Below are 14,185 nucleotides of genomic sequence, written 5' to 3' on the forward strand. Positions count from 1 at the left end.
CCCGGGTGAACACCTCGGCGGGCTGGGCGCCGGAGACGCCGTACGCGCGGTCGAGGACGAAGAAGGGCACGCCCAGCCCGCCGAGGTGTTCACCCGGGCGCTGACCCAGGCCTGGGACGCGCGTCCGCGGCTGGAGACCGTCGAGGGCGGGGCGGAGGTCTGCGGCCCCGACGGCTGCGCGGTGCCGCAGACCTGAACCGGCCGTTCCGGAACCGGCGGCCCGTACCCGCGGCACCGCTCCTTCGCAGGTCGGGGTGTATCCGTAAGGATTCCTCAGCGGTTCCGCGCAGAACAAGCCGATGGACGGGGAAGATCCCGGGGCCGCAGAGTGGTGCCATGAAGACCTTGGACACCTTGGAACGCCTCGTCCGTACCGAGTTCACCCCGGGGAACACCTTCCTGAACACCGCCGCCAACGCGCTCCTGCCCGCGCGTGCGGTGACCGCCCTCGAGGACGCCGCGCGGCTGAGGGCCGCGGGCGGTCCGCTGGACCCCCTGTACGACGACGTCGAGGCCGGCCGGGCCGCCTACGCCCGGCTGGCCGGCGTCCCCGCCGGGCGGGTGGCGGTCGGGGCCACCGCCGCCCTGTACACCGCGCTGGTCGCGGCCTCCCTGCGGCCGGGAGCCGAGGTGCTCACGGCCGAGAACGACTTCGCCTCGGTGGTCAACGCGTTCCACGTCCGCGGCGACCTCGAGGTGCGGACCGTGCCGCTGGAGCGGCTCGCCGGGTCCGTCGGCCCGGACACCGCCCTCGTCGCCGTCAGCGCCGTGCAGTCCGCCGACGGCCGGATCGCCGATCTGGACGCGCTGCGCGAGGCGGCCCGGGCGCACGGCGCCCGCACCTACGTCGACCTCTCCCAGGCGATCGGCTGGCTGCCGGTCGACGCCGGTGCCTTCGACTACTCCGTGGCCATCGTCTACAAGTGGCTGCTGGGCCCGCACGGCGGGGCCTTCCTGACCGTCCCCGAGGACTTCGGCGACCTGCTCCCCGTCCAGGCGGCCTGGGCCGCGGCGGAGAACCCCTGGAACAGCGCCTACGGGCCCGTGGCCGAACTCGCCCATTCGGCCCGCCGGTTCGACACGAGCCCCGCCCTCTTCAGCTACACGGGACTGCGGGCCTCCCTCGAACTCCTCGAGGAGATCGGGGTGGACGCCGTCCACGCCCACGACGTCGCCCTCGCCGACCGCTTCCGCGCGGGACTCGCCGCGCTGGGCCACGAACCCGTTCCCTCGCCCGGTTCGGCCATCGTGTCCGTGCCGGGACTGGGCCGCCTCCAGCCGGAGTTGAGCAGGGCGGGCTTCGCCCTGTCCGACCGGGCCGGCCACCTGCGGGCGTCCTTCCACCTCTACAACACCCCGGCCGACGTGGACCGGCTGCTGGACGCGCTGCCCGGCTGAACCGCGCCCGCCCGGGCGGGAACGGCGGCGGGCCGGTGCCTCCCGTACCGCACGGGAGGCACCGGCCCGCGGTCACGGCCGCCGACGCGTTCGGGCCGGCGTGGTCACCTCACCGGGGTGAAGTCCCGGGCCCCGATGTACTCGGGCCGCCGGACCGGCGCCGCGAACGGCTCCACGGCCGTGTTCTCGACGCTGTTGAACACGATGAACACGTTGCTGCGCGGGAACGGCGTGATGTTGTCCCCGGAGCCGTGCATGCAGTTGCAGTCGAACCAGGTCGCCGAACCGGCCTTGCCGGTGAACAGCTTGATGCCGTACTCGGACGCCAGCGAGGTCAGCCCCTCGTCGGAGGGCGTCCCCGCGTCCTGCATCTGCAGCGACTTCTTGTAGTTGTCCTTCGGCGTGGCCCCCGCACACCCGAGGAACGTCTTGTGCGACCCTGGCATGATCATGAGCCCGCCGTTGGTGTCGAGGTTCTCGGTGAGCGCGATCGACACCGACACCGCCCGCATCCGCGGCAGTCCGTCCTCGGCGTGCCAGGTCTCGAAGTCCGAGTGCCAGTAGAAGCCACTGGCCCCGAAGCCCGGCTTGACGTTGATCCGCGACTGGTGGACGTACACGTCGGAGCCGAGGATCTGCCGGGCCCGGCCGACGACGCGCTCGTCGCGCACCAGCCGCGCGAACACCTCGCTGATCCGGTGGACCTCGAAGACCGACCGGATCTCCTTGGACTTCGGCTCGACGATCGACCGGTCGTCGGCCCGGACCGCCGGGTCGGCGACCAGGCGGTTCAGCTCGTCCCGGTAGACGGCCACCTCGTCGTCGGTGATCAGCTGGTCGACGGCGAGGAAGCCGTCACGCTCGTACGACCCCAGGTCGGCCGGGGAGATCGGGCCGGGGGCGTCGGGGGCGCCCCAGAGGACCGGGTCCTGCCGGGGCGTGAGCACCTCGGCGTTGCCGCGGGTGGGATAGAGGTCGGGGACGTGGGTCTGGGTGCCGGGGGTAACGGTGGTCATGGAATCTCACACCTCCTCGGTGAGCAGCGGGTACACGCCGTTCTCGTCGTGGTCCTCCCGTCCGGTCACGGGCGGGTTGAAGACGCAGAGGCAGCGGAAGTCCTTCTTGACCCGCAGTGTGTGCTTCTCGTGCCCGTCGAGGAGGTACATCGTCCCGGGCGTGATCGTGTGCGTCAGCCCGGAGTCGTGGTCGGTGAGTTCTGCCTCCCCCTCCACGCAGACGACGGCCTCGATGTGGTTCGCGTACCACATCGACGTCTCCGTACCGGCGTACAGGATGGTCTCGTGCAGGGAGAAGCCGACGTTCTCCCTGGCGAGGACGATGCGCTTGCTCTCCCAGGTACCGGACGCGGACTTCACGTGCCGGTCGGTACCCTCGATCTCCTTGAAGGAACGGACAATCACGGTGCTGCGATGCCTCCTCGATGGGGGTGCGGAAGGTGCCCGCCGGCCGTCCGGGGGCCGGGCCGGGGCCCGGGACCCGGAGGGTGCGGCGGACGGTTCAGGGGGTCACCCTGGCCGGGTGGCCCGGACGGACCGGGGTGATCCGGCGGTCCGGGCGGCCCGGACGGTTCAGGCGGTCTCGCGGACGGCGCGGGCCAGCGTGGTCAGCCCCTCGTCCAGCTCGTCCGGGGTGATGGTCAGCGCCGGGAGGAGTTTGACGACCTCGCCCTCCGGGCCGGACGTCTCGATCAGCAGGCCGAGCTCGAAGGCGCGCGCGGCGATGCGGCCGGCCCGCTCCTTGTCGTGGAACTCCATGCCCCACACGAGCCCGCGACCGCGGTACTCCTTCACGGCGGCGCGGTTCTCCTCGGCGACGGCGGCCAGTGCCTGCTCGACCTGCTCGCCGCGCGCACGGGTCTGCTTCTCCATCGCCGACCCGTCGGCCCAGTAGGCCTCGAGGGCGGCGGTCGCCGTGACGAAGGCGGGGTTGTTGCCGCGGAAGGTGCCGTTGTGCTCGCCCGGCTCCCAGACGTCCAGCTCGGGCTTGAACAGGCACAGGGACATCGGCAGCCCGTAGCCGCTGATCGACTTGGACACGGTGACGATGTCGGGCGTGATGCCGGCCTCCTCGAAGGAGAAGAAGGCGCCGGTACGGCCGCAGCCCATCTGGATGTCGTCGACGATGAGGAGCATGTCCTGGCGTTCGCACAGCTCCGCCAGGGCGCGCAGCCACTCGGGCCGGGCGACGTTGATGCCGCCCTCGCCCTGCACGGTCTCGACGATCACCGCGGCGGGCTTGTTGAGGCCGGAGCCCTGGTCCTCCAGGAGCCGCTCGAACCACAGGAAGTCCTCGACCGCGCCGTCGAAGTAGTTGTCGAACGGCATCGGCGTGCCGTGCACCAGCGGGATGCCCGCCCCGGCGCGTTTGAAGGCGTTGCCGGTCACGGCGAGCGAGCCCAGCGACATGCCGTGGAAGGCGTTGGTGAACGACACGATCGACTCGCGTCCCTTCACCTTCCGCGCCAGCTTCAGCGCCGACTCGACGGCGTTGGTGCCCGTCGGGCCGGGGAACATCACCTTGTACGGCAGGTCGCGCGGGCGCAGGATCCAGTTCTGGAAGGACTCCAGGAACGCGCGCTTGGCCGTCGTCGACATGTCGAGCCCGTGCGTGACGCCGTCCCGCTCCAGGTAGTCGATCAGCGCCCGTTTCAGCACGGGGTTGTTGTGGCCGTAGTTCAGTGAGCCGGCTCCGGCGAAGAAGTCGAGGTACTCGTGGCCGTCCTCGTCGTACATGCGGCTGCCGTGTGCTCGGTCGAACACGGTGGGCCAGCCGCGGCAGTAGCTGCGCACCTCGGACTCGAGGGTCTCGAAGACGCTCAGATCGGGCTGGGTGATGGTCACGACGAATCGCTCCTCAGTGGCGTGGGAAGTCAGAGGGAGTAGTCCGGGGGACCGGCGGAGTGACGCACGGGTCGTGCGCGGGGGCCGGTGGTCAGGGGGTGAGGGGCCCGATGCGGTACAGCACCTCGGGGTCGTGCGGCCCGTCGGGGAACTGCTCCGCCTCGAACAGCACCTCGCGCTCCAGCCGGGCTCCGTGGCGCTCGGCGAACGCGGTGAACAGGCGCTCGGACGCGGTGTTCCCCGGTGTGATGGTGGTCTCCACGGTGGTCACTCCGTGTTCCGCGACGGTTCGTGCGGCCAGACCGTCGAGCAGAGCGGCGGCCAGGCCCCGGCCGCGGTGCGTCTCGTCCACCGCGACCTGCCAGACGAGCAGGGTGTGCGGGCTGTCCGGCCGTACGTAGCCGGTGACGAAGCCGACGGGCTCCCCGCCGGCCTCCCGTGCGACGGCGGATGTGGCGGCGAAGTCCCGGCACCACAGGAGATAGCTGTACGACGAGTTCAGGTCGAGGACTTTCGAGTCCCTGGCTATCCGCCACAGTGCGGCTCCGTCCGCCGGGGTCGGGCGGTCGACGTGCAGGTCTGCTTGTGCGGCAGTCATGTGAATTGAACTTACCCAGGTAAATTCGAAATTGCATCGGCTGTCGGGGTTACCTGAGTGGCTTGTCTATGTTATCGCGCGAGCGTGAGGCCGCAAGCGGAGAGGTGGTGGAATGCCCCGGTTCGTGCGTGATTTAAGGGGAGAATCGGGCAGCTTGTGGATCTGATCACAAGTCCATAACTCCCGCGACGGTGTCCGGGATGCGATGGTTTCCAGCTGCGGAAAATTGGCTGGTTTAAGGTTGGCTGATGGGGGCAGAAGATGAAGGGAAGCTGCCCTGGAAGGTAATAGGGAAATAAGAGGGAGAAGGGCGGGGGAATACCCGGGAATGGCTTTCGATAATCCCGTGAATTCACGTTCGGGATTCCGCTTTCCCGTGGGTCGCGCCTTCGCCGCGCCGCGGCGCCGCCGTCGACGCCCTCCGGGAAGGGACCGGAACGGGACGTCACGGCTCGCACACGCTCCGGCCGGGTGGGCGCTCACGAACGGCCCGGACCCGGCCCGCGTCCGTGAGCGGTCCGGCAGCGGTCCCGCGCGGACGGCCCCGCGGGGGTCCGGTGCGCACACGGCCCGGCAGGGTTCCGACGCGCGGACGGTCCGGCGGGGTTCCGACGCGCGGACGGTCCGGCAGCGGTGCGCCCGCCGCCGTCCGGCCCCGCCGTGCGGGCGGTTCCCGCTCACGCCCCGCCCCACGGTGTCCCGCCCGGCGTTTCACCCCCGGTGCCGGGAGCGCGTGCCCGGCGCCGGGGGCGCCGCGCCGGGCGGTGGCCGGCTACCGCCAGCCGTGGTCGGCCGCTCGCAGGGCCCCCTGCACGTCCACCGGCAGGCCCTGCTCCGCCAGCGCCGTGCCCAGGGCCGCCAGGCTCGCCCGGACCACGCCCCGGGTCGCGTCGGGGCCGTAGTGGTTGACCCGGACCATCTCCTTCGCCAGCGGCCCGCCCCCCGCCGCCAGCGGCAGCGCCGGGTCCACGGCCAGGGCGCGACCCACCAGTTCGGAGGCCACCGTGCCCGACGGGGCCCGCAGGGTCGTGGCCACCGGGGCGGCCTGGGCCGCGTCGTGGACGTACGGCTCCAGTCCGCCGCCCAGCGCGAGCGCCCCCGCCCGGGTCGCCGCCGCGGCCGCCGCGTGCCGCGCCGTCACCGCCTCCAGGCCCACCGCCTCGATGCGCTCCACACAGGCTTCCAGCGCCAGCATCTCCAGCTGCGCCGGAGCGTGCGGCAGTGCCGTGCGGCCCCCGTCGATCCAGCGCTGCTTCCAGTCCAGCAGGGACAGGTACGAGCGGCGCGGCGCCCGCGGGTTCGCCGCCATCCGGGCCCACGCCCGCTCGCTCACCGACACCGCCGACACACCGGCCGGACCGCCCATCGCCTTCTGCGCCCCGATCACGCACAGGTCCACGCCCCACGCGTCCGGCAGCACCGGCTCCGCCCCGATCGACGCCACCGCGTCCAGGTAGAACAGCGCCCCGTGGGCCCGCACCGCCTCGCCGATCTCCGCGACCGGGTTGGTGTTGCCGGTGGCCGCCTCCGCGTGCACCAGGGAGACGAAGTCGATCTCCGGGTGCGCGGCGAAGGCCTCGCGGATCCGCCCGGCCGTCGCCGCCGTGTGGAACGGCACCGCCAGATCGATCACCGTGGCGCCGCAGTCCCGCAGCCAGTCGCCGAAGGTCTGCCCGTAGGGGCCCGTGACGACGTTCAGCGCGGTCGTGCCGGGGCCGGCGGCCGCGCGGATCGCGCCCTCCAGCGGCAGCAGCGCCTCGCCCTGCATGATCACGACGTCCTGCGCGGTGCGCAGCAGGCGCGCCACGCGGTCCTCGATCGAGGCGAAGCGCGCGGCGCTCAGCGGGGCCAGGCCGAGGAAGGGGTGGGTGCTCACGACGTTGCTCTCCAGATCACGGCTTCTACGGCGCCGCGGCTCGCGCAGGGACCACGGGGCACGGGGCACGGGTTCGACGGAGTCGAGCGTATCCCCGCCCCCGGTGACCCCGGCCCGACGCCCGGTTCTTAGGCCGGACGACCCCGCAGCCATCGGTTTGGTTTGAGGAACCCAAACCTCTCCTTATAATCAGAACCTCATCCGTTCCCTACCAGGAGGCCTCAGTGAAGACGCTCCTCGGCCGCAGGACCCGTGTCCTGGCCGCCACCACCGCGACGGCCGGACTGGTGCTCCTGACCGCCTGCACCTCCACCGACGAGGGGGACGGCGGCGCCTCCAAGACCGCGGCCGGCGGCGTCGAGCTCGCCAAGGCGGGGCAGCTCACCACGTGCACCCACCTCCCGTACCCGCCCTTCCAGTCGGAGATCGACGGCAAGGTGCAGGGCTTCGACGTGGCCCTGATCGACCTGGTCGCCGAGGACCTGGACGTGAAGCAGGCGATCCTCGACACGCCGTTCGAGAACTTCAAGACCGGCGCCTTCCTCAACTCCGGCGAGTGCGACCTGGCCGCGGCCGGCATGACCATCACCGAGGAGCGGAAGAAGAACGTCGACTTCTCGGACCCGTACTTCAACGCCACCCAGGCCGTCCTCGTCGACAAGAAGGCCGGCGTCACCTCGCTCGCCGACGTGAAGGCGAAGAACGTCAAGCTCGGCGCCCAGGCGCAGACCACCGGCGAGGACTACGTCAAGAAGGAGGGCTTCGACCCGGTCTCCTTCGAGTCCTCCGACGCCGTCCTCAACGGCCTGCGCACCGGCCAGGTCAAGGCCGTCGTCATCGACTTCCCGGTGGTCCAGGGCTGGCTCAAGGACAAGGCCACCGCCGACGCCTACGAGGTCGTCGACAACCTCGACACCGGCGAGCAGTACGGCTTCACCGTGAAGAAGGGCAACACCGCGCTGCAGAAGGCCGTCAACAAGGCACTCTCGGACGCCAAGGCCGACGGCACGTACAAGAAGCTGTACGAGCAGTGGATCGGCCCGTACGACGAGTCCGCCGCCGAACCGTCCGCCACCTGATCCCATGGCCGACACGAAGGTGCCTCCGGAGCTGAGGAAGAAGGGCCTGACCCGGAGCCAGAAGCGCCGGCTGTCGCGCGGTGCCCAGTACGTCGTCTTCGTCGCCGCCGTGGCAGCCTTCGTGGCCTCGGCCGACTGGGGGAGGCTGAAGAACCAGTTCGCCCAGCTCGACATCGCCGAGCGGATGTTCCCGGACATCATCACCCTGGCGCTGAAGAACACCGTGCTCTACACGGTGACCGGCTTCGCCGTCGGGCTGGCCCTCGGACTGCTCCTCGCGCTGATGAGGCTGTCGTCGGTCGGCCCGTACCGCTGGCTGGCGGGCCTCTACATCGAGATCTTCCGGGGCCTGCCCGCCCTGCTGATCTTCATCTTCATCGGCGTGGCCGTGCCGCTCGCCTTCCCCGGCACGGAGATCGTCGGCGGCACCTACGGCAAGGTCGCCCTCGCGCTCGGCCTGGTGGCCGCCGCCTACATGGCCGAGACGATCCGCGCGGGCATCCAGGCGGTGCCCAAGGGGCAGATGGAGGCGGCCCGTTCGCTGGGCTTCTCGCCCGCGCGGGCCATGGTCTCGATCATCATCCCGCAGGCCTTCCGGGTCATCCTGCCGCCGCTCACCAACGAACTCGTCCTGCTCTTCAAGGACTCCTCGCTGGTGCTGTTCCTCGGCGTGACCCTGGAGGAGCGCGAACTGTCCAAGTACGGGCGCGACCTGGCCAGCCAGACCGCCAACTCCACCCCGATCCTGGTCGCCGGCCTGTGCTACCTGCTGATCACCATTCCCCTCGGCTTCGTCGTACGCCGTATGGAGGCCAAGGCACAGGAGGCCGTCAGATGAGCCGGCTGGACGAGCGACCGGACGACCAGCCGGACGAGCGGCCGGAGGGCCCGTCCGGGGAACCGGAGATCCGGGTCGCCGGACTGCACAAGTCGTTCGGCGACAACCGGGTGCTGCGCGGCATCGACCTGGAGATCCGCCGGGGCGAGGTCGTCTGCGTGATCGGGCCGTCCGGCTCGGGCAAGTCGACCCTGCTCCGGTGCGTGAACCTGCTGGAGGAACCCACCGAGGGCCGGGTGTACGTCGGCGGTACGGAACTCACCGACCCGGACGTCGACATCGACGCCGCCCGCCGCCGGATCGGCATGGTCTTCCAGCAGTTCAACCTGTTCCCGCACCTCACCGTCACCGAGAACCTCACCCTGCCGCAGCGCCGGGTGCTGAAGAGGGGCAAGGCGGAGGCCGCCCGGATCGCCGCCGCGAACCTGGAGCGGGTCGGCCTCGCGGAGAAGGCGGGCGCCTACCCGTCCTCCCTCTCCGGCGGCCAGCAGCAGCGCGTCGCCATCGCCCGCGCCCTGGCCATGGGCCCCGAGGTGATGCTGTTCGACGAGCCGACCTCGGCGCTCGACCCCGAACTGGTCGGCGACGTGCTGGCGGTGATGCGGATGCTGGCCGACGAGGGCATGACGATGATGGTCGTCACCCACGAGATGACCTTCGCCCGCGAGGTCGCCGACCGGGTCGTCTTCATGGACGGCGGGGTGATCGTCGAGGACGGCGCCCCCGGGCAGGTCATCGGCGCCCCGCGGCACGAACGCACCCGGCACTTCCTCTCCCGGCTCCTCGACCCGGCCATGGCGGACGTGGAGGAGGGCACCCCCGGCCGGGCGGGACCGCAGTAGCGGGCCCCGGGGCGCCCGCGGACCGGGCCGGCTCCGGCGGGCGGCGCCGGGGCCCGGCGGGATCCGCACGCCACCCCCTAAGGTGCGGTGCATGAGCGATCACACGGTGCTGCACGTGAAGGGACGCGTCCTCGTCGGGCCCGACGAGGTCCGCGACGACCTGTGGGTCGTCGGCGGCCGGATCTCCTACGACCGCCCCGCCGGCGTCCGGGACGTGACGACCGTCGAGGGCTGGGTGCTGCCCGGACTGGTCGACGCCCACTGCCACGTGGGCCTCGACCGGCACGGAGCGGTCCCCGACGACGTCGCCGAGAAGCAGGCGCTCACCGACCGCGACGCCGGCGCCCTGCTCCTGCGGGACGCCGGCTCGCCCTCCGACACCCGCTGGACCGACGACCGGGACGACCTCCCCAAGATCGTCCGGGCCGGCCGGCACATCGCCCGCACCCGCCGCTACATCCGCAACTACGCCTGGGAGGTCGAACCCGACGACCTCGCCGCGTACGTCGCCCGGGAGGCCCGGCGCGGCGACGGCTGGGTCAAGCTCGTCGGCGACTGGATCGACCGCGACCTCGGCGACCTGTCGGCCTGCTGGCCGCGCGGCGCCGTCGAGGCGGCGATCGCCGAGGCGCACCGGCTGGGCGCCCGCGTCACCGCCCACTGCTTCGCCGAGGACTCCCTGCGGGACCTGGTCGAGGCCGGCATCGACTGCGTCGAGCACGCCACGGGCCTGACCGACGACACCATCCCGCTGTTCGCCGAACGGGGCGTGGCGATCGTCCCGACCCTCGTCAACATCGCCACCTTCCCCGGCCTCGCCGACGGCGGCGAGGCCAGGTTCCCGCGCTGGTCGGCCCACATGCGCCGGCTCCACGAACGCCGCTACGACACCGTGCGCTCCGCCCACGACGCCGGCATCCCCGTCTTCGTCGGCACGGACGCCGGGGGGAGTCTCCCGCACGGCCTCGCGGCGGCCGAGGTCGCCGAACTCGTCACCGCCGGCCTGCCGCCCGTCGAGGCCCTCGCGGCCGGCACCTGGGCGGCCCGCGCCTGGCTCGGACGCCCCGGCCTGGACGAGGGCGCCCCGGCCGACCTCGTCGTCTACGCCGCCGACCCGCGCGCCGACGTACGGGTGCTGGCGGATCCGCGCAGGGTGGTGCTGAACGGGCGCGTGGTCGCGTAGGGGCGGTACGGCCCGCGCGGGGCCCGGTGCGGACGGCGGGGTCCGAGGGACACGGCCCGACGGCCGAAACCCGCCCACCGGGTGGCGCTCGGGCGGCGGAGGGGAACGGTCGTACCCCTGGACCGCCCGGAAATCGAATGTACCGGCGGATTCGTCACGGACGGGTGAAGAGCGGCCGGATCGCTGACGGTCTCCCGCGGGTGCGGTCATTCTTTCCGGGTCCCACCCACGTCCCATGGGGGTCCCACCACCTTGAACAGCACCAACTCCCGCGTGCCCGCCCGCCGTCGGACCGTCGTCGCCGCGGCCGCCGTCCTCGCCGCGGGGTCAGCGGCCCTGGCCGGAGCGGGCACGGCGCAGGCCACCGGGGAACCCGGCAGCGCGAGCGCGGCCGTCCTGCGCACCGGGCTCGACGTCGCCCTGCTCGACGGGACGGTGAACGTCCCGCTCACCGTCTCCCTCAACGAGGTCCACGCGCCGCGGAGCGCGCACCGGACCGCCCTCACCGCGGACCTGGAGGGCGTCGACGGGGGCAGGCCCTTCAGCGTGCTGCGCGCGGAGGTGGCCGACGCGAGGGCGACGGTCGAGGGGAACAGGGCCGAGGCCTCCACCACCCTCGCCGAGGCGCGGATCCACCTGCCCGGACTTCCCCTGCTGCCGCTCGTCGAACTCGAGGCGGCCGGTTCCAGGGCCGTCTGCGAGACCGGCCGCACCCCGCTCGCCTCGGCCACCCTGCCCGCCGCGGTGACGGTGTTCGGCAAGCGCGTCGGGCTGACCGCCTCGGGCCCCACCGAGGTCGAGGTGCCGGGCGTCGGAGAGGTCCGCCTGGACCTGTCGACAACGGAGACCACCTCCCGCACGGCCGCCGCCACCGCGCTCCGGCTGGAGGTGTCGGTCGACCCGCTGAAGCTGAACGTCGCCGAGGTCGACGGCACCGTCACCCTCGCCGAGGCCACCTGCGAGGCCCCGGGCGGCGACGCGGCCCCCGCACCCGGCGGGCAGCGGGAACCGGAGCGGCGGGAGGAGCCGCAGGAGCAGGGGAGGGAGCGGGAGCGGGCCGACGCGGTGCCCCCCGCCGGCAGCGGCACCGGCGTCGAGCCCCGGGGCGCGCGGGCCGGACGGGCGGCGCCGGGCCTGGCGGAGACGGGCGGCGACCCGGCCGCCCCGTACGTCGCGGGCGGCGCCCTCGCCCTCCTCGCGGCCGGCGGCGCGGCGGTCCTGCTGTCCCGCCGGGGACGCCGCAGCTAGACGCCGGAGCGCCGCAGCCCCCCGCACCCGGCAGCACCGGCGGCCGCCCGCAGCCCGTGGACCCGCCCGGGCCCCCGGCGCGTGCGGCGCCGCGGCTCAGCCCGCGTCGTCCAGGGCGCGGCCCAGCGCCTCCAGGAACGCGTCCGTCGTCCCGCGGTCGCGCACCGCGACGCGCAGCCAGCGCCGGTCGAGGCCCGGGAAGGTGTCCCCGCGCCGCACCGCGAAACCGAGTGCGCGCAGGCGCTCCCGCACGGCCGCCGCGTGCGGGAGTTGGAGCAGGACGAAGGGGCCCTCGGCGCCCTCCACGGCCCGTACCCCGCGGTCGGCGAACTCCCCGAGGCCGGCCAGGAGGCGGGAGCGGTCCGCGGCGGTGCGGCGGGCCGCCTCCTCCGCCTCCGCCAGGGCCCCGGGGCCCACGCACGCCTCCGCCGCCGCCAGCGCGGGCGTGGACACCGGCCACAGGGGCTGCGCCCGCGCCAGCAGCCCGATCGTCTCCGGCCCGGCCAGGACGTACCCGACGCGCAGGCCCGCCAGCCCCCACGTCTTGGTGAGGCTGCGCAGGACCACCAGTCCCGGCACGTCCGTCCGGCCGGCCAGTGCCTCCCGCTCGCCCGGCACCGCGTCCAGGAACGCCTCGTCCACGACCAGGGTCCGGCCCGGCCGGGCGAGCCGGACGACGGTCTCGGCCGGGTGCAGTACGGACGTCGGATTCGTCGGGTTGCCGATCACCACCAGGTCCGCCGCCCCGGGCACCGCGCCGGGATCCAGCCGGAAACCGTCCTCCTCCCGCAGCAGCACCCGGTCGACCGTGTGCCCCGCGTCCCGCAGTGCCGCCTCCGGCTCGGTGAACTGCGGATGCACCACCACCGGCCGGCTCACCTTCAGCGCCCGCGCCAGCAGCACGAACGCCTCCGCCGCCCCCGCCGTCAGCAGCACCCGCTCCACCGGCAACCCGTGCCGCGCCGCCACCGCGGCCCGCGCCGTCCGCCCGTCCGGGTAGGCGGCGAGGCCGGCCAGCGACCCCGCGATGCGCTCGCGCAGCCACGCCGGGGGAGTGCCGGAGCGGACGTTCACGGCCAGGTCGATCAGCGCGGAGCCGTCGTCCCGGACCTCGGCGTCCCCGTGGTGTCGCAGGTCGTGCATGCTGTCCTCCGGTTCAGTTCGCAGGGGGGCGCGGACGCGTGGGGGGTGCCGGCCGCCGGGCGACGGCGCAGGTCGCCCTCGCCGGCCGCCCGTCCGCGGGCTGCGACCTGCGCTTGGGCACGAGGAGTTCGCCCCCGCCCACCAGCGCGGCGGCCTCCGCGACCGACGGGATGCCCACGGCGGCCAGCGGCGCGCCGGACGGGTGGGGCACCTCGACGCGGGCCAGTTCCCCGGAGGGGTGCACCACCAGGGGCACCCCCAGCCGCCGGGCGGCCTCCACGATGCCGGGCTCCCCGGCCTTCGCCTCCCCGGTGGCCAGGTGGGCGAGCGACGCGGCGGACAACCCGGCGTCGCGCAGGGCCGCACCGATCAGCGCGAGCACCTCCTCGGCCGGCACGCCCTTCGAGGCGCCGACCCCGACGACCAGGGACGGCGGCCCGGAACCGGCCGCCCGCGCGCGGCCGTCCGTCCCGCCACCGCTCATGAGGCCCGGCACCGCTCCACGAACCGGCGGGCCGCACCGGGCTCGCCCGCCCAGTGCGTGTGCAGGTAGCTGGCGTGCACCCCGCGCCGCACGAAGCCCTCCACGCGCGGCGCCGGTGTCCGCACCCCCCACGCGGGAGCCCCACCCGCGCCGGGCTCGACGACGGTGCGGTGGAACTCGTGCCCCCGCATCCGCGTCCCAGCCGCGGCCAGCACGCTGTCCGACACCGCCACCGCGTCCCGGTAGCCGAGGGTGAGCCGCTCGGTCATCCGCGCGGCGGCGTCCAGCACCCCGCACATGGGCAGGCCGTCCAGCTCCCGGCACAGGTACAGCAGTCCCGCGCACTCGGCGGCCACCGGGGCGCCCCCCAGGGCCAGTTCGGCGACGGCCTTCCGCAGCGGCTCGTTGGCCGACAGCTCGGCGGCGTACACCTCGGGGAACCCGCCCCCGACGACCACGCCCCGGGTCCCCGCGGGCAGTTCCTCGTCCCGCAGGGGGTCGAAGACGACGACCTCCGCCCCGGCCGCGGCGAGCAGCTCGGCGTGTTCCGCGTAGGAGAACGAGAACGCCGCCCCGCCGGCGACGGCGACCACCACCGGCTCCCCCGGGCGCCCGGCCGCCGGGGCCGGGGACCT

Annotated in this window: 12 protein-coding genes and 3 pseudogenes; 7 read left to right on the plus strand and 8 right to left on the minus strand. The window is 73.6% G+C overall.

What is annotated here, in order from left to right; translation table 11 throughout:
• Together AOK18_RS34120 and AOK18_RS09440 are read left to right on the plus strand one after the other, a co-directional pair.
• Positions 1 to 196, plus strand: a pseudogene (locus AOK18_RS34120) (hypothetical protein); the annotation flags it as partial.
• 140 nt (positions 197 to 336) lie between these two features.
• Positions 337 to 1,398 carry an aminotransferase class V-fold PLP-dependent enzyme gene (locus AOK18_RS09440; RefSeq protein ID WP_055694009.1) on the plus strand — a complete coding sequence of 354 codons (1,062 nt, stop codon included), beginning with the start codon at positions 337 to 339 and terminating at the stop codon, positions 1,396 to 1,398.
• A 104-nt stretch (positions 1,399 to 1,502) separates the two neighbouring features.
• On the opposite strand, the gene thpD is transcribed toward AOK18_RS09440, so the two are convergent.
• From thpD to AOK18_RS09465, 5 genes are all read right to left on the minus strand, one after another.
• The gene (gene thpD, locus AOK18_RS09445; RefSeq protein WP_055694010.1) at positions 1,503 to 2,414 is read right to left on the minus strand and encodes an ectoine hydroxylase; all 912 of its coding nucleotides are present in this window, start codon (positions 2,412 to 2,414) and stop codon (positions 1,503 to 1,505) included.
• Between the two features lie 6 nt (positions 2,415 to 2,420).
• Positions 2,421 to 2,819 carry an ectoine synthase gene (locus AOK18_RS09450; protein WP_055574365.1) on the minus strand — a complete coding sequence of 133 codons (399 nt, stop codon included), beginning with the start codon at positions 2,817 to 2,819 and terminating at the stop codon, positions 2,421 to 2,423.
• Positions 2,820 to 2,987: 168 nt separating this feature from the next.
• Positions 2,988 to 4,259 (minus strand): diaminobutyrate--2-oxoglutarate transaminase, encoded by a 1,272-nt coding sequence (ectB, locus tag AOK18_RS09455; protein ID WP_055574364.1) that lies wholly within the window; start codon positions 4,257 to 4,259, stop codon positions 2,988 to 2,990.
• A 91-nt stretch (positions 4,260 to 4,350) separates the two neighbouring features.
• Positions 4,351 to 4,857: a diaminobutyrate acetyltransferase gene (gene ectA / locus AOK18_RS09460; RefSeq protein ID WP_055574363.1), complete on the minus strand. Its 507-nt coding sequence runs from the start codon at positions 4,855 to 4,857 to the stop codon at positions 4,351 to 4,353.
• A gap of 772 nt (positions 4,858 to 5,629) precedes the next feature.
• Positions 5,630 to 6,733 carry a pyridoxal-phosphate-dependent aminotransferase family protein gene (locus AOK18_RS09465; RefSeq protein ID WP_055694011.1) on the minus strand — a complete coding sequence of 368 codons (1,104 nt, stop codon included), beginning with the start codon at positions 6,731 to 6,733 and terminating at the stop codon, positions 5,630 to 5,632.
• A gap of 224 nt (positions 6,734 to 6,957) precedes the next feature.
• Here AOK18_RS09465 and AOK18_RS09470 point away from each other — a divergent pair, with 224 nt between their 5' ends.
• The 5 genes from AOK18_RS09470 to AOK18_RS09490 all read left to right on the plus strand — a co-directional run bounded on the left by AOK18_RS09470 (position 6,958) and on the right by AOK18_RS09490 (position 11,923).
• Complete coding sequence (locus tag AOK18_RS09470) at positions 6,958 to 7,812, plus strand: transporter substrate-binding domain-containing protein (protein ID WP_055694012.1); 855 nt, start codon at positions 6,958 to 6,960, stop codon at positions 7,810 to 7,812.
• A gap of 4 nt (positions 7,813 to 7,816) precedes the next feature.
• Positions 7,817 to 8,650, plus strand: coding sequence for an amino acid ABC transporter permease (locus AOK18_RS09475; RefSeq protein ID WP_055573438.1), 834 nt, complete (start codon positions 7,817 to 7,819; stop codon positions 8,648 to 8,650).
• Positions 8,647 to 9,492 (plus strand): amino acid ABC transporter ATP-binding protein, encoded by an 846-nt coding sequence (locus tag AOK18_RS09480; RefSeq protein WP_240503121.1) that lies wholly within the window; start codon positions 8,647 to 8,649, stop codon positions 9,490 to 9,492. The genes AOK18_RS09475 and AOK18_RS09480 overlap by 4 nt, the downstream gene beginning before the upstream one ends.
• Positions 9,493 to 9,583: 91 nt before the next feature.
• Positions 9,584 to 10,675, plus strand: coding sequence for an amidohydrolase family protein (locus tag AOK18_RS09485; protein ID WP_055573437.1), 1,092 nt, complete (start codon positions 9,584 to 9,586; stop codon positions 10,673 to 10,675).
• A 252-nt stretch (positions 10,676 to 10,927) separates the two neighbouring features.
• Positions 10,928 to 11,923 carry an SCO1860 family LAETG-anchored protein gene (locus AOK18_RS09490; RefSeq protein WP_055694013.1) on the plus strand — a complete coding sequence of 332 codons (996 nt, stop codon included), beginning with the start codon at positions 10,928 to 10,930 and terminating at the stop codon, positions 11,921 to 11,923.
• Between the two features lie 96 nt (positions 11,924 to 12,019).
• On the opposite strand, the gene cobC is transcribed toward AOK18_RS09490, so the two are convergent.
• From cobC to AOK18_RS09505, 3 genes and pseudogenes are all read right to left on the minus strand, one after another.
• The gene (cobC, locus tag AOK18_RS09495; RefSeq protein ID WP_055694014.1) at positions 12,020 to 13,066 is read right to left on the minus strand and encodes an Rv2231c family histidinol phosphate aminotransferase CobC; all 1,047 of its coding nucleotides are present in this window, start codon (positions 13,064 to 13,066) and stop codon (positions 12,020 to 12,022) included.
• Between the two features lie 49 nt (positions 13,067 to 13,115).
• Positions 13,116 to 13,502, minus strand: a pseudogene (locus tag AOK18_RS09500) (cobalamin biosynthesis protein); the annotation flags it as partial.
• Positions 13,503 to 13,546: 44 nt separating this feature from the next.
• Positions 13,547 to 14,185: pseudogene (locus AOK18_RS09505) on the minus strand (cobyrinate a,c-diamide synthase); the annotation flags it as partial.

Source organism: Streptomyces prasinopilosus (assembly GCF_001419695.1).
Lineage (GTDB): Bacteria > Actinomycetota > Actinomycetes > Streptomycetales > Streptomycetaceae > Streptomyces > Streptomyces prasinopilosus.